This window comes from Streptomyces sp. NPDC027962, assembly GCF_055566095.1.
On sequence record NZ_JBVHTA010000050.1, the window covers coordinates 41,290 to 58,895 of the forward strand.

A 17,606-nucleotide genomic window follows, 5' to 3' on the forward strand; every position below is an offset into this window, starting at 1 on the left:
CGCGTGTTCTCTTCTTCCGGCCGGATTGCTACGGTGCCCAGACCTGACGCCCTATCAGTTCTGCGTTCCGGGAGGCCGAGCATGCGCGCCCTCGTCGCCGCCGCCATCGGACTGGCAGCCGCCCTCGCCCTCGTCCTGACCGTCACGGCGATCGGCGCGCCGGCCGGCGAGACCTCGCCCGAACCGCTGCTCACCACCGTCCCCGGACCCAAGAAGTAGGAGGGCGGACCGTGCAGCGCAGAGCAGGTCTCGTACTCGTCGCCCTCGCCGTCTTCTTCGCCGCACTGGGGCCCCTGCTGCGCTGGTACGCCTTTCCCCGGCTCGTCAAGATCCCCGCCGGCCAGTACCAGGAGATGGTCCTCGAGGCGAAGCCCGCGACACTCCTCGACTACGGCACCCTCAAGGCCGAGGAGGTCGAGAGGGTCACCATCGTGCAGACCCTCAAGGGCAATGTGGAGGAGTCGGAGAGGATCGAACGCACCGCGGGCCGCGACGTCGTCGTCTGGGACTCCCTCTCCTACGTCCAGGGGCCGGACGGGAAGATGGTGTCCCAGATCCCCGAGCGGTACATCTTCGACGCGCACACCCAGGAACCCGTGCACGTCACCGGCGAATCCGTCGACGGCGACCCGGTGCGCCGCGAGGGCATCGAGTTCAAGTGGCCGTTCCTCACCGAGAAACGGGACTACGTGTACTTCGACGCCCAGGCCCGCAGGTCCGCCCCGATCCACTACCAGGGCACCCGGCAGTTCCGCGGCCTGGAGGTCTACTACTTCGAGCAGACCATCCCCTGGACCAAGGTGCCGTACCCGAAGAAGATGCCGATCCCCGGTATCGATGCGACCACGCTGGAGAAACAGACCGGCACCACCCGCTGGTACACCACCAAGCGGATGTTCTGGGTGGACCCGGTCACCGGAGCACCCGTCAACGGCGAGGAGATCCACACCGAGGAACTACGCGGCGGATCCCTGCTCGGCGGCCGCGACAAGGTCACGGCGTTCTCGGGCCATGTGAAGATGCGCCCGGACTACGTCGACTCCACCGTCGAACTGGTCACCTCCCAGCGCCGGCTGGTGCTGCTGATGACCTCGTACCTGCCCTGGGGGCTCCCGGCCCTCGGCGGTGTCCTGTTCGCTCTCGCCCTGTGGCTGGAGGCCCGCGCCCGCCGCCCGGACACGGCGGCCGGCGAACCGGCCCCCGAGCCGCTCACGGTCTGAGCCGCTCACGGTCTGAGCCGCTCACGGTCTGAGTCGCTCACGGCCTGTGCCGCTCACGGTCTGAGTCGCTCACGGCCTGTGCCGCTCACGGCCTGGGGCGCGCCTTCGTGTGCCGGGTGGGCTCCGCCGACGAAGGATCCTCCGGCCACGGGTGCTTCGGGTAGCGGCCGCGCAGCTCAGCCCGTACGGCCCGGTAACCGTCCCGCCAGAAGGACGCCAGGTCCGCGGTGACCGCCGCGGGCCGTCCGGCGGGGGAGAGGAGGTGTACCAGCACCGGCACACCCGCGACCCGCGGTGTCTCCCGCAGCCCGAACAGCTCCTGCAGCTTCACCGCGAGTACCGGCTGTTCACCGCTGTACTCCACCCGTACACGGGACCCGCTCGGCACCTGGATCCGCTCCGGCGCCAGCTCGTCCAGCCGGGACGCGTCGCCGGTCGCCCACGGCAGGAGCCGCTGCAGTGCCTGACCCGCTTGGATGCGGCCGAGGTCCGCGCGCCGCCGGGCGCGGGAGAGCTCCGGCTCGAGCCACCGGTCGGCGGCCTCGAGCAACGCCGTGTCAGAGACGCCCGGCCACGGCGGGCCCACCACCCGGTGCAGAAACGAAAGCCGCTCCCGCAGCCCCCGCGCCTCGCGCGTCCAATGCAGCAGCCCCAGCCCCTCGTGCCGCATGCCCTCCAGCAGCGCCTGGCGCACGAGCGAGGGGTCCGGGTCGCCCAGCGGCCGCACGGACAGCTCCACCGCTCCCAGCCGTTCCACGCGCCGGGCGACGACGTCGCCGTCCTCCCAGTGGACCTCCTCGCCGGACGTCAGCAGATGTGCGGCGGCGCCACGGGCGGCGTCCTCGTCGAGGACGGCGGCCAGCCGCACGCGTGCGGACGCGGCCGTGGCGGGACGGTCGGCCACGGCGACCGCCAGCCAGGGCGCGTCGCGCAGCGCCGAGCCGGCGCCCAGCCCGCCTCCGGTCCCCGAGGCCATCAGGTACTGCCCGTCCCCGCGCCGCCGTGCCACCCGCTCTGGGAACGCCAGAGCTGCGACGAGCCCGGCGACGGCGTCGTCGCCGGACACCCCCTGGCCGTGTCCGGTGTCACCGAGGGACGACTCCAGCCGGCGCGCCTCCGTCCGCCAGCGCGCACCGTACGCGTCACCACCCCGGCGGGCCGTGCGCCAGGCGCCGGCCAGGTCGTCCCCGTACTCCCGCGGGGGCTCGTCGCCCAGCAGCGCGACCACCTCGGCCGCGCGCCGCGCCCCCACCTGGCGGGCACCGTCGAGCAGCGCGCGGGCCAGCCGTGGATGGAGACCCAGCCGTGACATCCGTACGCCCCGGTCCGTCACCCTGCCCGACTCGTCGACCGCGCCGATCGCGCCCAGCACCGACCGGGCCGCGGCCATCGCGCCCGCCGGGGGCGCGTCCAGCAGGGCGAGGCCGCTCGCCGCCGGGTCGCCCCAACATGCTGCGTGCAGAGCGAACGCCGTCAGGTCGGCGACCTTGATCTCGGGCGCGGGGAACCGCGTCAGCCGTGCGTCCTCGGCCTCGGTCCAGCAGCGGTACACCGTGCCCGGCCCCTCCCGGCCGGCACGCCCCGCCCGCTGTCTGCCCGCGGCCTGCGACGCCCGTACGGTCGTCAGCGCGCTCAGGCCCCGCGCATGGTCGGTACGCGGCTCGCGCGCCAGCCCCGAGTCGACCACGACCCGCACTCCCGGCACGGTCAGCGACGACTCGGCGACGGACGTCGCGAGAATCACCCGGCGGACGGCACCGCCCGCCAGCACGGCGTCCTGGACCGCCGCAGGCGCCCGGCCGTGCACCTGGAGGACCTCCGCGTCCACCCCTGCGAGCTGCCCGGCCACCCGGCCGGTCTCGCCCACGCCCGGCAGGAAGCACAGCACGTCGCCGGTCCGCTCGGCGAGCGCCCGCCGCACCACGGACGCCACGTGCGTCAGCAGCGCGGGATCGACCCGCATCCCGTGCGGAGGCCGCACCGGACGCGCGGGAGGAGCCCAGAGCACCTCGACGGGGTGCGTGACGCCCTCGGCCCGCACCACCGGCGCGTCGCCGAGCAGCCGGGACCAGCCCTCGGCGTCCGTGGTTGCCGATGCCGCGACCAGCCGCAGCTCGGGCCGCAGGGCGGCACGCACGTCCAGCAGGAAGGCGGCGACGGTGTCGGCGTCCAGGTGGCGCTCGTGGCACTCGTCGAGCACGACCACGTCGACGCCCGCCAGCTCTTGGTCCCGTTGCAACCGCTGCAGCAGCACACCCGTCGTGACGACCTCGACGACCGTTTCACGGCTCACCACGCGCTCACCGCGGACGGTGAAGCCGACCGTCCGGCCGACCTTCTCACCGAGCAGCCACGCCATCCGGCGGGCCGCGGCCCGCGCCGCGATACGCCGCGGCTCCGCGACCACGACCCGTGCGCCGCCCTCCGCGAGCACCAGCGGCACCAGGGTCGTCTTGCCGGTGCCCGGCGGCGCGCACAGCACGGCGGCCCCGCCCCCGTCGAGAGCCTCCCGCAGCGCCGGCAGGGCGGCACGTACGGGCAGTTCCAGGGCCTCGTCGCGTATCACGCCCCTGTCACGCCCGCTCGCAGACGAAGATCGCCGTTCCCGGGATCAGATTGCCGCGCAGCGGGGACCAGCCGCCCCACTCCTGGCTGTTCCAGGCGGGCCACTCGGGCTCGACCAGGTCGACCAGGCGGAAACCGCCGGCGACCACGTCCCGTACGCGGTCGCCGATCGTCCGGTGGTGTTCCACGTACACGGCGCGGCCCTGGTCGTCCTGCTCGACGTAAGGGGTGCGGTCGAAGTAGGAGGCGGCCACCGACAGGCCCTCGGGCCCCGGCTCGTCGGGGAAGGCCCAGCGGATCGGGTGCGTGACGGAGAAGACCCAGCGCCCGCCCGGCCGCAGCACCCGCCTCACCTCGCGGAACACCTTCACGGGGTCTGCGACGAACGGCACCGCGCCGTAGGCGGAGCAGGCGATGTCGAAGGAGGCGTCCCTGAACGGCAGTACCCCCGCGTCCGCCTCCACCAGCGGCACGTCGGCGCCGATGCGCAGGGCGTGCTGGAGCTGGCGGTGGGAGAGGTCCAGCGCCACCGGCCTGGCGCCCTGCGCGGCGAGCCAGCGCGAGCACTGGGCGGCGCCCGCGCCGATCTCCAGCACGTCCAGTCCCTTCAGCGAGGCGGCGGGTCCCAACAGCCCGGCGTCCGCCTCGTCGAGTCCTTCTGGGCCCCATACGAACCGGTCGTCGCCGAGGAAGGCGCCGTGCTCGTTCTGGTACTCGTCGGCGTTCACGTCCCACCAGCCCCGGCTGGCCCGGCTGCTCTCCGCATCCCCAGCGCTACGGCGGGTCGCTTCCGGTTCGAAATCTTGGCTCATCGTCACCGTCGTTGTAGTTTGCGTCCAGCGCGCCGAAGCCGGGCATCGAAAAGAAGCCATCCTGGCCTCGGCGAACAAGAGTTGTGCCGGAAATGTGGTCTTCCACCCCGGGTGTGCGCCTTCGCGCATTGACCGTGTCCGGCTGCCCCCGTATGCTACAAGTTGCGCTGCGAGCCTGCGCGCCTCAGACGGAGCAGGCCGCGCTCGCATCTGTATGTATCCCTCGGTTCACGAGGCGTCTCCAGGGTCTTCGGATCTTTTGTTCGGCGCTTCCTAGGCTGTCCGGCTTCTGCAGCTGCGATACGGGCTCTCGGCGTAGCAGTACCTACGACTCAATGTCCGTACCGGAGCCCTTTCCCACATGACGAGCAGCACCGAGACCACCGCCACCACCCCGCAGGTTGCGGTCAACGACATCGGTAACGAGGAAGCCTTCCTCGCCGCGATCGACGAGACGATCAAGTACTTCAACGACGGCGACATCGTCGACGGCGTCATCGTGAAGGTCGACCGGGACGAGGTCCTGCTCGACATCGGTTACAAGACCGAAGGTGTCATCCCGAGCCGCGAGCTCTCGATCAAGCACGACGTCGACCCGAACGAGGTCGTCAAGGTCGGCGACGAGATCGAGGCCCTTGTTCTCCAGAAGGAGGACAAGGAAGGCCGCCTGATCCTCTCGAAGAAGCGCGCCCAGTACGAGCGTGCCTGGGGCACCATCGAGAAGATCAAGGAAGAGGACGGCATCGTCACCGGTACCGTCATCGAGGTCGTCAAGGGTGGTCTCATCCTCGACATCGGCCTCCGTGGCTTCCTGCCGGCCTCCCTCGTCGAGATGCGCCGTGTCCGCGACCTCCAGCCCTACGTGGGCAAGGAGCTCGAGGCGAAGATCATCGAGCTGGACAAGAACCGCAACAACGTGGTCCTGTCCCGCCGCGCCTGGCTGGAGCAGACCCAGTCCGAGGTCCGCCAGACGTTCCTCACGACCCTGCAGAAGGGTCAGGTCCGCTCCGGCGTCGTTTCCTCGATCGTCAACTTCGGTGCGTTCGTGGACCTGGGCGGCGTCGACGGTCTCGTCCACGTCTCCGAGCTGTCCTGGAAGCACATCGACCACCCCTCCGAGGTTGTCGAGGTCGGCCAGGAAGTCACCGTCGAGGTCCTCGACGTCGACATGGACCGCGAGCGTGTCTCCCTGTCGCTGAAGGCGACGCAGGAGGACCCGTGGCAGCAGTTCGCCCGGACCCACCAGATCGGTCAGGTCGTCCCGGGTAAGGTCACGAAGCTCGTTCCGTTCGGTGCGTTCGTCCGCGTCGACGAGGGCATCGAGGGTCTGGTCCACATCTCCGAGCTGGCCGAGCGCCACGTGGAGATCCCGGAGCAGGTCGTCCAGGTCAACGACGAGATCTTCGTCAAGGTCATCGACATCGACCTCGAGCGCCGTCGCATCAGCCTCTCGCTGAAGCAGGCCAACGAGTCCTTCGGTGCCGACCCGGCCTCGGTCGAGTTCGACCCGACCCTGTACGGCATGGCCGCGTCCTACGACGACCAGGGCAACTACATCTACCCCGAGGGCTTCGACCCGGAGACCAACGACTGGCTGCCGGGCTTCGAGTCCCAGCGCGAGGCGTGGGAGACGCAGTACGCCGAGGCGCAGCAGCGCTTCGAGCAGCACCAGGCCCAGGTCATCAAGTCCCGCGAGGCCGACGAGGCCGCCGCTGCCGAGGGTGGCGCCGCCGCTCCGGCCGGTGCCCCGGCGGGTGCGACCGGCGGTTCCTACTCCTCGGAGTCGGACGACAACTCCGGCGCCCTTGCGTCGGACGAGGCGCTTGCCGCCCTGCGCGAGAAGCTTGCCGGCGGCCAGAGCTGAGGCTCGTCCCGCAGGCAGCTGACCAGCTGAAGTAAGGCCCGCTCCCCACTGGGGGGCGGGCCTTACCGCTGTTTCGGGGAACTGCTGTCTTTCGGGGGCTACGGATCTGCAGGGGGCTACGGGTCCTACCGGGGGCTACGGGACTTCCGGGGCCATGGGGTGACGGCGATGTGGTCAGCCCCTTGCCGCCGGTGACGGTGCTGCTAGCGCAGACGGTCGTCCGGCAGCCGGAGCTGTGGTTGGCGACATCGACGGCCGGCTGCTTGGAGCCGGTGGCACGGCGGGGTCTCGGGGGCGGCCCGAACTGCCCGGCATCAGCGGCCCGTTCGAAGTGGGGCACGCACCATGGAGCGGGAAAGCCACGGGAATGCACATGCGTCACCGCGCGTTCTTGTCTTCGAACACGAGGAGGAGCGGTAATCGTGCTGGATCCGCAGGATTTGTACGAGTGGGAGCCGAAGGGTCTCGCGGTCGTCGACACGGCGCTCGCGCAGGAGTCCGCCGGCCTGGTCATGCTGTACCACTTCGACGGCTATATCGACGCGGGTGAGACCGGCGAGCAGATCGTCGACAACCTGATGGAGACGCTTCCCCACCAGGTGGTGGCGCGTTTCGACCACGACAGGCTGGTGGACTACCGTGCCCGCCGCCCCCTGCTGACCTTCCGGCGCGACCGCTGGGCCGGATACGAGACCCCGTCGCTGGAGGTCAGGCTCGTCCAGGACGCCACCGGCGCGCCGTTCCTGCTGCTCAGCGGCCCCGAGCCGGACGTCGAGTGGGAGCGCTTCGCGGCGGCGGTTCGACAGATCGTCGAGCGGCTCCAGGTGCGCCTCGCGGTCAACTTCCACGGCATCCCGATGGGCGTTCCGCACACCCGCCCCGTCGGCCTCACCCCGCACGGCAACCGCACGGACCTCATGCCCGGCCATCGCAGCCCCTTCGACGAGGCCCAGGTGCCCGGCAGCGCCGAGGCACTCGTCGAGTACCGCCTGATGCAGGCAGGCCACGACGTGCTCGGCGTGGCCGCCCACGTACCGCACTACGTGGCCCGCTCCTCCTACCCGGACGCGGCTCTGAGCGCCCTGGAGGCCATCACGGCCGCCACGGGTCTGGTGCTGCCGGCGGTCGCGCACTCCCTGCGGACGGAGGCGCACCGCACCCAGACCGAGATCGAGCGGCAGATCGGCGAGGGCGACGAGGAGCTGGTGGCCCTGGTCCAGGGCCTTGAGCACCAGTACGACGCCATGGCCGGAGCCGAGACCCGCGGCAGCCTCGTCGCCGAAGCGGTCGAACTGCCGTCGGCGGACGAGATCGGGCTGGAATTCGAGCGCTTCCTTGCTGAACGCGAGGGTGAGTCCTGAGGCTCTGCCGGCGATCGGACCGGACCGGAGAGGGGCCCGGGCGCTCGCGTAGGCTGCGGCCCATGCTGACAGTTGGTCTGACCGGCGGTATCGGCGCCGGCAAGAGCGAGGTGTCCCGGCTGCTGGTGTCGTACGGGGCGGTGCTCATCGACGCCGACCGGATCGCCCGCGAGGTCGTCGAGCCCGGGACCCCCGGGCTCGCGGCGGTCGTCGAGGCATTCGGCCCCGAGATCCTTTCCGTCGACGGCACCCTGGACCGGCCCCGGCTCGGCGCCATCGTGTTCGCCGACGCCGATCGGCTCGCGACCCTCAACGCGATCGTGCACCCCCTGGTCGGGGCGCGTTCGCGGGAGCTGGAGGAGGCGGCCGGTCCCGACGAGGTGGTCGTCCACGACGTACCGCTGCTCACGGAGAACAAGCTCGAGTCTCTCTACGACGTGGTGGTCGTGGTGGACGTGTCACCGCAGACCCAGCTCGACCGGCTCGTACGGCTGCGCGGGATGACGGAGCAGGAGGCGCGGTCACGGATGGCGGCGCAGGCCACTCGTGAACAGCGGCGGGCCATCGCCGATCTTGTCATCGAGAACGACGGGCCCCTGGAGGAGCTGGAGCCCCAGGTCCGCGAGGTGTGGGCCGAGCTGACCCGGCGCGCGGCGGGCTCTCGTTCCTAGGGCGTGTTTCGAAAGTAGCGTCGTCCGCCCGCAGGGCGGGGCCCGCGGCGTCTGGTGCGTGCGATCGCAAGGCGGAGGTTCATCCTCGTACTGGACGTACCTGGATGACTCCGACAACGCAGCGAGTGTGCGTGCCAGGCGTCGTGGGCCAGGCGGGACTTTCGAAACACGCCCTAGGGGGCTGCCCTGCGTTCCCAGGGGGCGGCCTCGGGACGGGCGGAGCCGCCCGGCGCAGGCACCGGAATAGCCCTGACCCGAGCCGTGTTGGTCCGGGCAGCGACGGGAAGGAATGCAGCGTGTCCAACAGCAACCCGGAAACGCACGTCATCGACTATCGCGCGGCCGAGCAGTTGCTGGCGTCGCGGGATCCGCGCGGAGCCGTGAAGCTTCTCGACTCCGTCATCGCAGCCCACCCGGAGAACACAGCAGCCCGGCTGCTGCGTGCCCGCGCCTTCTTCGCCGCGGCTCAATTGAGACCAGCCGAGCTCGAGTTCGAGCTCGTCCTCGAGCGTGAGCCGGACAACGCCTTCGCCCACTTCGCCCTCGCGCGCACCTTCGAGCGCGCCGGCAGACCGGAGCAGGCCAAGCGCCACTTCCGTCTCGCGGCGGCGCTGGACCCGAACCCCGAATATCTGAAAGCCGCCGACTTCGACACGCAGTGACACCGACCCACACGGAGCGCGCTCCCGGCGGGGCGGCGGTCGGGGCTTGGGGCGGTCAGCCGTGGTCGGGCTCGTACGGTGGGACGTCCTTGCCCGGCTGATAGTGCGGCCCCTGGCGGATATGGCGCACGACCAACCCCAGATCCACGGCGACGACGAGGAACAGCACCCCGCACGCGGCGGCCCACCCGGGCCGCCCGACGATCGCGAAGGCGATCGTGCCGCCCACCGTCCACATCAGGCCCCACACGCCCAGCCACAAGCGCATACGCAGTGGACTGCGTGCGGTGATCGGTTCACTCCCAGTACGCATGGCAACGCATCTCCTCCTCCCAGGATGCACCCTCAGCGTTCCTCGAAGTATCGGGAACGGGCGATGACTTCTCGTCCGCACGGCGGTCTGACTGGGTGAAAGCGCTACGGAAGACGAAGCGCCGACCCACACTCCGTCACTCTCGTCCGAGGAGACAGCCATGTCCGCCAGCACTCCCGCCGCCGACGCCACCCCTGCTGCCTGGTGCGGAGGCGGGGGCCGTCGTGCCTGCTGCGGGTGCCGAGGCGGTCGAGCCTGGTGACGGGGCGGAAACCGAGAAAGGGCCGGCCCCGCTGCGGAGGCCGTCGCGCCCGGCGCGGCGGAGGTCGAGGAGAGGGCCGGCCTCGCTGCGGGGGCGAGCGCGCGCGGGTGACCGCGGTGGGGCGGCGAGTGGGCGGCCGCTGCGCGGGGCTTTCCCCTACCCCGCCCCTTCCCGTATCCGGAGGCTCCGCCCCGGACCCCCGCGCCTCACCGCGCGAAGCGCGGTACGGGGTCCGGGGCTTACCCGGTTCGAGAAGGGGCGGGGTAGGGGAAAGCCCAGGTCACAGCAGGCACCGCACCCCACTGTCACACCCCGCCCGTAAGGTCGTGGATGCAGGTGCAAACCGCGTCCGCCGACGACCAGGGACGGGAGGGACCCGATGACGACCACCACGGCCGCCGCTGTGTTCCTTCCCGCCGCGCTGCCTCGCGACGGCCGGGTCGCTTTCTGGGAGCCCGACGGGCGTCCGCTCGCCGGGGCGAGCGGCGAGATCGTCGTCGTCCGGCCCGACGAGGACGGCGGCGTCCGCAGCGAGAGCGTTCCCGCCGTCGTGCTGCCCGTCGTCGACGCCGTGCCGCTGCTCATCCGCGCCCGCCGCGATCCGGCCGCGCATCCGGCCGGCGCCTGCTGGGGCGCCGCCGTCCTGCACGCTCTGCAGCTCGTGGCACGCGGCAGGCTGCTGCCCGGGCTGACCCCGTCCGACCACGACGCCTGGCGGGCCGGGCCGCTCGACGCCGACGACATCGCGCAGCTCAGGGCCATCGCCGCCGCCATGCCGTACGAGGCGCACGCCGCGCCCGTCGAGGGGGCCCGGCCGCTGCGGCTCCCGGATCCGGAGGCGCTGGTGCGGGCGTTCTTCGACGCCGTGGCGGACAGCCTGCCGCGCACACCGGCTGCCGCGTTCGCCGCGGGTGCGCCCTTCGCGGCGGCCGCGGCGCAGCATCTGCCCGGAGCCCGCGAGTGGGCCGCCGAGGCCGCCGCCGGGATGGACGCGGGCGTGCGGGTGTCGCTGCGGCTGGACCTGTCCGCATACGAGTTCTTCGACACCGCCCCGCACCACACCGCCCCGCACGACGGCGCCGAGCGCCACGCGGGCGCGGCGCTCGTCCAGGTGCACAGCCTCGCCGACCCGACCCTCGTCATGGACGCCGCGCGCCTGTGGGCCGGGGCCGGCGACGAGCACTTCGGGCCGCGAGCCCGGATCGACACGGTGCTCGCGCTGCGCCGTGCCGGCCGGGTCTGGCCGCCGCTCGCCCGGCTGCTGGAGCGGGAGGTGCCGGACGTACTGCCGCTCAGCGAGGACGAGTTGTACGAGCTGCTCGGCCCGGGCGCGGCACGCCTGGACGCGGCGGGCGTCGCCGTCCACTGGCCGAAGGAGCTCGCGCGTACGCTCTCGGCCGCCGCGGTCGTGCGCTCCGCGCCCGGCTCCGCCACCGACGGCACGCCCTTCTTCGACAGCGAGCAACTGCTCAGGTTCGACTGGCAGCTCGCACTGGACGGCGACCCACTGACGGAGCGTGAGATGGACGCGCTCGCCGAGTCGCACCGCCCCATCGTGCGGCTGCGCGACCGCTGGGTCGTGGTCGACCCGGATCTCGTGCGCAAGGCCCGCAAGAGGGAGCTCGGCCTGCTGGAGCCTGTTGACGCTCTCGCCGTGGCGCTCACCGGCACGGCGGAGGTGGACGGGGAGACGGTCGAGGCCGTGCCGACGGGTGCGCTGGCCGCCCTGCGCGATCGCCTCACCGCTGCCACCGCCACTGCCCCCGCCCCCGCCGAGGCCCCACCCGGCCTGCACGCCACCCTGCGGGACTACCAACTGCGCGGGCTGGCATGGCTGGATCTGATGACATCGCTCGGTCTCGGCGGATGCCTCGCCGACGACATGGGCCTCGGCAAGACCGTCACCGTGATCGCCCTGCATCTGCGCCGGGCGCGCTGCGCCCCGACGCTCGTCGTGTGCCCGGCCTCGCTGCTCGGGAACTGGCAGCGGGAGATCGCCCGCTTCGCCCCCGGCGTCCCGGTGCGGCGGTTCCACGGCGCGGACCGCGTCCTCGGCACACCCGACGGCGGCTTCGTCCTGACCACGTACGGCACGATGCGCAGCAGCGCGGAGCAACTGGCGTCGCACGCGTGGGGGATGGTCGTGGCCGACGAGGCGCAGCACGTGAAGAACCCCTTCTCCGCGACTGCCAAGGCGCTGCGCACGATCCCCACCCCCGCCCGCGTCGCCCTGACCGGCACCCCCGTGGAGAACAACCTTTCCGAGCTGTGGGCGCTGCTGGACTGGACGACTCCCGGCCTGCTCGGCCCGCTCAAGACTTTCCGCTCCCGCCATGCCCGTCTCGTGGAGAACGGCGAGGACGACGCGGCCGTGGAGCGGCTCGCCCGGCTCGTCCGCCCGTTCCTGCTGCGCCGCAAGAAGTCCGACCCGGGCATCGTGCCCGAGCTGCCGCCGAAGACGGAGTCGGACCATCCGGTACCCCTCACCCGCGAACAGGCTTCCCTCTACGAGGCGGTTGTACGGGAGACGATGGCGGCGATCGAGGCTGCCAAGGGCATCGCGCGCCGCGGCCTGGTAATGAAGCTGCTCACGGCCCTCAAGCAGATCTGCAACCACCCCGCGCAGTTCCTCAAGGAGTACGGACCCGGGCACGGTACGGACCGCGGTGGCGCGCCCCGCCTGGCCGGCCGCTCCGGCAAGCTCGCCCTGCTCGACGAGCTTCTCGAGACGATCCTGTCGGAGGACGGCTCGGTCCTGATCTTCACTCAGTACGTCTCCATGGCCCGCCTGCTGTCGGCACACCTCGTGTCCCGCGCCATCCCCTGCCAGCTGCTGCACGGAGGGACGCCTGTGGCGGAGCGCGAGCGCATGGTCGACCGCTTCCAGTCGGGGGAGGTCCCGGTGTTCATCCTGTCCCTCAAGGCGGCCGGCACCGGGCTGAACCTGACCAGGGCGGGCCATGTCGTCCACTTCGACCGCTGGTGGAACCCGGCTGTCGAGGAGCAGGCCACCGACCGCGCCTACCGCATCGGCCAGACACAGCCCGTGCAGGTCCACCGTCTCGTCACCGAGGGCACGGTGGAGGACCGCATCGCCGAGATGCTCGCCTCCAAGCGGGCACTGGCGGATGCGGTGCTGGGCTCGGGAGAGGCGGCGCTGACCGAGCTGACCGACCGGGAGCTGGCCGACCTCGTCTCCTTGCGGAGGCCGTCATGACCCCGCCCGCGCACCCGCGTTTCCGGCCGGGCGTCTCGCCGGGCCCGCGCCACGAGGACCAGCGCCGTACGTTTCCCGCTCTGGACCCCCTCGCGGGCGACGAGTCCGCGACGACCTGGTGGGGCAATGCCTGGGTGGCTGCGCTCGAGGAAACCGCCCTCGACCCCGCCCGCCTGGTCCGTGGCCGCGCCTACGCGGCCACGGGCCACGTCGCGGCGATCACGGTGACGCCCGGCCGGGTCATGGCGTACGTGCAGGGCAGCAGAGCGCGTCCGTACCGCACGGAGATCCGCCTGCGCACCCTCAATGACGACGACTGGGACGACTTCCTGTCCGCGGCGGCGGCCCGGCCCGAGCACATCGCGGCGCTGCTCGACAAGGACGTCCCGCACGCGCTGGCGAGCGCCGCGGACCTGCTGCCGACGCCCGGTGACTTGATCCCCGACTGTTCGTGCCCGGACGACGGTTACCCCTGCAAGCACGCCGCGGCGCTGTGCTACCAGACAGCCAGACTGCTGGACGAGGACCCGTTCGTGCTGTTCCTGATGCGCGGCCGGGGCGAGCGGGACATCCTCTCCGACCTCTCCGGCCGCAACGCGACCCGGGCGGCGGCCGAGCACTCCGCCACCGCGTCCGCCGCACCCCTGCGGAGCGTGTCCGCGAAGGAGGCCGTCGCCCGGCGTGCGGACTTGCCGCTCCTGCCGCCGCCCTTCCCCGTCCCGCTCCGCCCGGGCCGTCCCCCGGCCTATCCCGACACCCCCGGTGCCCCCGACCCGCTCGCCCTCGACCTGCTGGCCACAGAGGCCGCCGCACGTGCCCACGCCCTCCTCGCCACCGGGCACGACCCCGTCGCCGCGCTGACTCCCTGGCAGGACGCGGTGCGGTTGGCCGCCGCGCACCCCGGCTCCGGCCTGACCGCCTCGACCCGCGCCCTCTACCGCGATCTCGCCGCCGCCACCGACCGCACCCCCACGGAGCTGGCCCGTGCGGTCGCCGCCTGGCGGCAGGGCGGGCCGGCGGCACTCACCGTGCTGGAGGAGCCCTGGGACCCGCCCGCCGGCCCCTTCGACCGGGCCCGCCCTGCCCTGGCCGCCGCCGACTTCCCCGGTTTCAGGCCCTGGCGCAACCACCTGTCCGCACGCTCCCTCCAGCTCCGGCTGGGCCGTGACGGCCTCTGGTACGGGTACGAGTCCGACCCCGACCGTGAGGACTGGTGGCCGCGCGGCACGCCCGACACGGACCCCGTGGGTGCGCTCACCGCCTTGCTGGGCAGATGAGTCAGAAGTCGGCCTGCGTCGGTTCGTCCAGCCTGGCCACGGAGTCCTGCGCGTACGCCCGCACATAGGCCTCGCGGATCCGCTCGACCCGGCCGTCCCGGGCCAGGGCCTCGGACGCCGGATACAGCAGGATCAGCTCGTACGAACGCTCGCGCTCGATGACTCCGTTGGAGTCACGCCACTGGCCGCGGCCCTCCTGGATCGTCAGCCCGTCGGGGAAGTCCGGCGTGACGCTCCGGTCGACGAACGCCGTGAACTGCGCGTCGGTCACATCGGGACCGCCATCCGGCCGCTCGGTGCCGAAGAACAGCCGTGTCTCCACATACGCCGTACCCCGCACCGTGGTTGAGGCGGCTGCGCGCGGCGCGGCGGGCCGCCGATCACCGTCCCGGGAGGCCTGCGCGGCCGGCGCGGCCACTCCCAGTACGGCAACGGCGGCGGCGACGACGGCGAGCACGGTGCGTCGCGTCACGGACGGTGGCCGCGTCCGGCGGGGGCGGGGCTGCTTCATGGTCTGCACGTTCGGAAACCCTTCCGTCGGGGCGATGGCACGGCGGGGCCGCCGGGCGCGCCCACTCCGGCAAGCGCAACGGCCGCGGCACCGGCCGGATCACCGGCTTCGGCCGGAAACCACCCGTACGCGCGACGGGCGGCGCGGGACGGGGGCACGACGTTGGGCTCGACGTTCAGTTCGAAGGGTCTTCGACAACTCGCACACCCGAAGGGGTGAATGGCGTATTCGGCAGAACCGATGGGCCCCTGCGGCGTTAATTCCGGTGCGGGCGAATGCCCGTGAGGTTTCTTATGAAGGCAGGCAACCATGAGGCAGGTTCACCGAAAGGGCCTGGCGACCGTGATGCTCACGGGCGGCGCACTGGCCATGGCGACAGGCTACGCCCAGGCGGATTCGAGCGCGGACGGCGCGGCCGTCGGATCCCCCGGCGTGGTGTCGGGCAACGCGGTCCAGCTACCCGTGCACCTCCCGGTGAACGTGTGCGGCAATACCGCCAACGTGGTCGGACTGCTCAACCCGGCGGCCGGCAACGACTGCTCCAACGTGTCGCACGGTGACAGCGGCGGCAACGCGGAACACGGCGGCGGCTCCCAGGGCACTGAGGCCGGTTCCAGCTCCCACAGTGGCGGCGGCGCCCACGCGGGCGGCGAGGTGGCAGGGTCACCGGGTGTTCTCTCCGGCAACGGCCTGCAGCTCCCGGTCGACCTGCCGGTCAATGTGAGCGGCAACTCGGTGAACGTCGTCGGCATCGGCAACCCTGCCACCGGCAACAGCTCGGTGAACGACTCAGGCAAGCCGCCGGTCGAGGAGGAGCCGACCACCCCGCCCAGGACCGTGAAGCCCGAGAAGCCGGCCGTGCCCGACGAGCAGTGGGCCCCGAAGCCGTCTGGAGGGGCGCTGGCCCAGACGGGCTCCGACGAGCTGGCGTTCGCGATCCCTGCCGGTGCGACGATGATCCTCGGTGGTCTCGTCCTGTACCGCCGGTTCCGCCCCACCCGGGACTGCTGAGTCGTGTTCACCAGGCGCCCGCCCGGCCCGCGACGCCCGGCACGCTCAAGCCGTCGAAGGCCGCCGCCAGGACGCCAGGACCGCCTCGATCTGCCCCGCCACGCGGGCCCGCGCCTCGTGGCGGGGGACGCCCGCCATCAGCAGCGCGTCGTAGGCGGTGTCGATATGCCGCACAGAAGCGCGCACCGCGGCCGTGATCGCTCCCTCCTCCAGTGAGCGGCCCGCCGCGGTGCGGCCGACGCGCCCGCTGCCGCGCAGGGCGGCGTGCGCGGCGATCTCGGCGGTGCGTTCCCCGGGACAGCCCGGGAACAGGCGCCGTATCGCGGCAGCCAGTTCGGCGATGAACCGCGCGTCCTCCGCGTCCCGCCGGGCCGCGTCCCGCGCACGGCGGCGGGCGCGCGCGTCCGCGTCGGCGAGGCATGCCGACTCCGCGCGGGCAAGCGCAGCCTCCTCGACGAGCAGCCCCTGCCGTTCGTGGCGACTGCGACGGCGGTTGTAACGCACCACGACCGCCCAGAGCGAACTCGCCTCCCGGGCCCGCCGGGTGAGCGCCGCGCTGCCTCTCGGCAGATACACCAAGTGGCCGAGATCAGCGCACTCCAGGCACACGGGTGCGTCGGATTCGAGCACATGCATCACAAGCGGGCCCTTGTGGCACTCGGAGCAGTGCCTGCCCTTGAGCGGCTGGATCACCACCAGGTCCATGTTCGCTACGTACCCACCGGGTACGCTCCGCTCCCATGACGATCAACTGTGCCGTGCTCGACGACTACCAGGACGCCGCGCTCTCCCTGGCGGACTGGTCCTCGCTCGCGGGCACAGTCGAAGTCCGTTCCGTCAAGGAGCACTTCGCTTCGGAGGGCGACGTGGTCGAGGCGGTCGGCGACTGCGAGATCCTGGTCGCTATGCGCGAGCGGACACCGTTCACCTCGTCCCTGCTCGACCGGCTGCCACGGCTGCGGCTGCTGATCACCTCAGGCCTGCGCAATGCCTCGATAGACCTCGAAGCCGCGGCCCGTAACGGTGTGACCGTGTGCGGCACCGCCAGCAACTCGGAACCGCCCGCCGAACTGACCTGGGCCCTCATCCTCGGCCTCGCCCGGCACGTCGTGCAGGAAGGCAACGCACTGCGTGACGGCGGTCCCTGGCAGTCGACCATCGGCGCGGATCTGCACGGCCGCACGCTCGCACTGCTGGGTCTCGGGAGGATCGGCACGAAGGTCGCCGCCGTCGGCCGGGCCTTCGGCATGGACGTCACGGCATGGAGCCGAAGCCTCACCGACGAACGGGCCGCGGAGCACGGCGTCGTACGGGCCCGGTCGCTCGGCGAGCTCCTCGAGACGGGGGACTTCGTCTGCGTGCATCTGCAGCTCGGCGACCGCACCCGGGGTCTGATCGGGGCCGAAGAGCTGAAGCGCATGCGCCCTACGGCCTACCTGATCAACACGTCCCGGGCCGCGATCGTCGACCAGAAGGCCCTGGTGCAGGCGCTGCACGAGGGCTGGATCGCCGGAGCGGGCGCCGACGTGTTCGAGCAGGAACCGCTGCCCGCCGGCCACCCGCTGCGCACGGCACCGAACTTCCTCGGGCTGCCCCACCTCGGCTATGTCACCCGTCGCAATTACGAGGTGTACTTCCGGGAGGCGGTCGAGGACATCGCCGCGTATCTGGCGGGCAGCCCCGTCCGTACCCTCGTGCAGCCCGGCCGGCCCGGCGGCTCCGGCCGGCGTACTTCCGGCAGCCGCACCCCTGGCTGACGCCCCGCGGCTAGGGCGTGTTTCGAAAGTCCCGCCTGGCCCACGACGCCTGGCACGCACACTCGCTGCGTTGTCGGAGTCATCCAGGTACGTCCAGTACGAG

The 17,606-nt window shown here is 72.1% G+C and carries 15 protein-coding genes; 10 read left to right on the forward strand and 5 right to left on the reverse strand.

The features are described 5' to 3' along the window. The first annotated feature begins 81 nt into the window (after positions 1-81). Together ACZ4SA_RS32195 and pgfA are read left to right on the forward strand one after the other, a co-directional pair. The gene (locus ACZ4SA_RS32195) at positions 82-219 is read left to right on the forward strand and encodes an SPW_0924 family protein (RefSeq protein WP_468281442.1); all 138 of its coding nucleotides are present in this window, start codon (positions 82-84) and stop codon (positions 217-219) included. Positions 220-230: 11 nt separating this feature from the next. After that, positions 231-1,220 (forward strand): cell envelope lipid trafficking protein PgfA, encoded by a 990-nt coding sequence (gene pgfA / locus ACZ4SA_RS32200; protein ID WP_468281443.1) that lies wholly within the window; start codon positions 231-233, stop codon positions 1,218-1,220. 85 nt (positions 1,221-1,305) lie between these two features. Here the strand turns inward: pgfA and hrpB are convergent, their stop codons facing one another. Both hrpB and ACZ4SA_RS32210 read right to left on the reverse strand, forming a co-directional pair. Further along, entirely contained in the window at positions 1,306-3,786 is a 2,481-nt protein-coding gene (hrpB, locus tag ACZ4SA_RS32205) for an ATP-dependent helicase HrpB (protein WP_468281444.1), read from the reverse strand. A gap of 7 nt (positions 3,787-3,793) precedes the next feature. Further along, positions 3,794-4,597, reverse strand: coding sequence for a class I SAM-dependent methyltransferase (locus tag ACZ4SA_RS32210; RefSeq protein WP_468281445.1), 804 nt, complete (start codon positions 4,595-4,597; stop codon positions 3,794-3,796). 361 nt (positions 4,598-4,958) lie between these two features. Between ACZ4SA_RS32210 and rpsA the strand changes: the two genes are divergently transcribed. The 4 genes from rpsA (at position 4,959) to ACZ4SA_RS32230 (ending at position 9,155) form a co-directional block, all read left to right on the forward strand. Continuing rightward, positions 4,959-6,461, forward strand: coding sequence for a 30S ribosomal protein S1 (gene rpsA / locus ACZ4SA_RS32215; RefSeq protein WP_356634210.1), 1,503 nt, complete (start codon positions 4,959-4,961; stop codon positions 6,459-6,461). A gap of 422 nt (positions 6,462-6,883) precedes the next feature. Further along, positions 6,884-7,822, forward strand: a complete 939-nt coding sequence (locus ACZ4SA_RS32220; protein WP_468281446.1) for a PAC2 family protein — start codon at positions 6,884-6,886, stop codon at positions 7,820-7,822. Positions 7,823-7,884: 62 nt separating this feature from the next. After that, positions 7,885-8,493 (forward strand): dephospho-CoA kinase, encoded by a 609-nt coding sequence (gene coaE, locus ACZ4SA_RS32225; protein ID WP_468281447.1) that lies wholly within the window; start codon positions 7,885-7,887, stop codon positions 8,491-8,493. 296 nt (positions 8,494-8,789) lie between these two features. Further along, positions 8,790-9,155: a tetratricopeptide repeat protein gene (locus tag ACZ4SA_RS32230; protein ID WP_468281448.1), complete on the forward strand. Its 366-nt coding sequence runs from the start codon at positions 8,790-8,792 to the stop codon at positions 9,153-9,155. 55 nt (positions 9,156-9,210) lie between these two features. Here ACZ4SA_RS32230 and ACZ4SA_RS32235 read toward each other — a convergent pair whose 3' ends face one another. Then, a complete protein-coding gene (locus ACZ4SA_RS32235; protein WP_468281449.1) occupies positions 9,211-9,468 on the reverse strand; it encodes a DUF6343 family protein in 258 nt (85 codons plus the stop codon). A 641-nt stretch (positions 9,469-10,109) separates the two neighbouring features. Here ACZ4SA_RS32235 and ACZ4SA_RS32240 point away from each other — a divergent pair. Together ACZ4SA_RS32240 and ACZ4SA_RS32245 are read left to right on the forward strand one after the other, a co-directional pair. Then, positions 10,110-12,947: a DEAD/DEAH box helicase gene (locus ACZ4SA_RS32240; RefSeq protein WP_468281450.1), complete on the forward strand. Its 2,838-nt coding sequence runs from the start codon at positions 10,110-10,112 to the stop codon at positions 12,945-12,947. After that, positions 12,944-14,224, forward strand: a complete 1,281-nt coding sequence (locus ACZ4SA_RS32245) for an SWIM zinc finger family protein (protein ID WP_468281451.1) — start codon at positions 12,944-12,946, stop codon at positions 14,222-14,224. The genes ACZ4SA_RS32240 and ACZ4SA_RS32245 overlap by 4 nt, the downstream gene beginning before the upstream one ends. A 1-nt stretch (position 14,225) precedes the next feature. Here ACZ4SA_RS32245 and ACZ4SA_RS32250 read toward each other — a convergent pair whose 3' ends face one another. Next, on the reverse strand, positions 14,226-14,735 hold the full coding sequence (locus ACZ4SA_RS32250) for a DUF3574 domain-containing protein (RefSeq protein WP_468281452.1): 510 nt from the start codon (positions 14,733-14,735) through the stop codon (positions 14,226-14,228). Between the two features lie 309 nt (positions 14,736-15,044). Here ACZ4SA_RS32250 and ACZ4SA_RS32255 point away from each other — a divergent pair, with 309 nt between their 5' ends. Continuing rightward, entirely contained in the window at positions 15,045-15,746 is a 702-nt protein-coding gene (locus ACZ4SA_RS32255; protein ID WP_468281453.1) for a chaplin, read from the forward strand. 45 nt (positions 15,747-15,791) lie between these two features. On the opposite strand, the gene ACZ4SA_RS32260 is transcribed toward ACZ4SA_RS32255, so the two are convergent. Continuing rightward, the gene (locus tag ACZ4SA_RS32260) at positions 15,792-16,451 is read right to left on the reverse strand and encodes a DUF2293 domain-containing protein (protein ID WP_468281454.1); all 660 of its coding nucleotides are present in this window, start codon (positions 16,449-16,451) and stop codon (positions 15,792-15,794) included. Between the two features lie 35 nt (positions 16,452-16,486). Between ACZ4SA_RS32260 and ACZ4SA_RS32265 the strand changes: the two genes are divergently transcribed. Then, entirely contained in the window at positions 16,487-17,503 is a 1,017-nt protein-coding gene (locus tag ACZ4SA_RS32265) for a D-2-hydroxyacid dehydrogenase family protein (protein ID WP_468281455.1), read from the forward strand. Positions 17,504-17,606 lie beyond the last annotated feature (103 nt).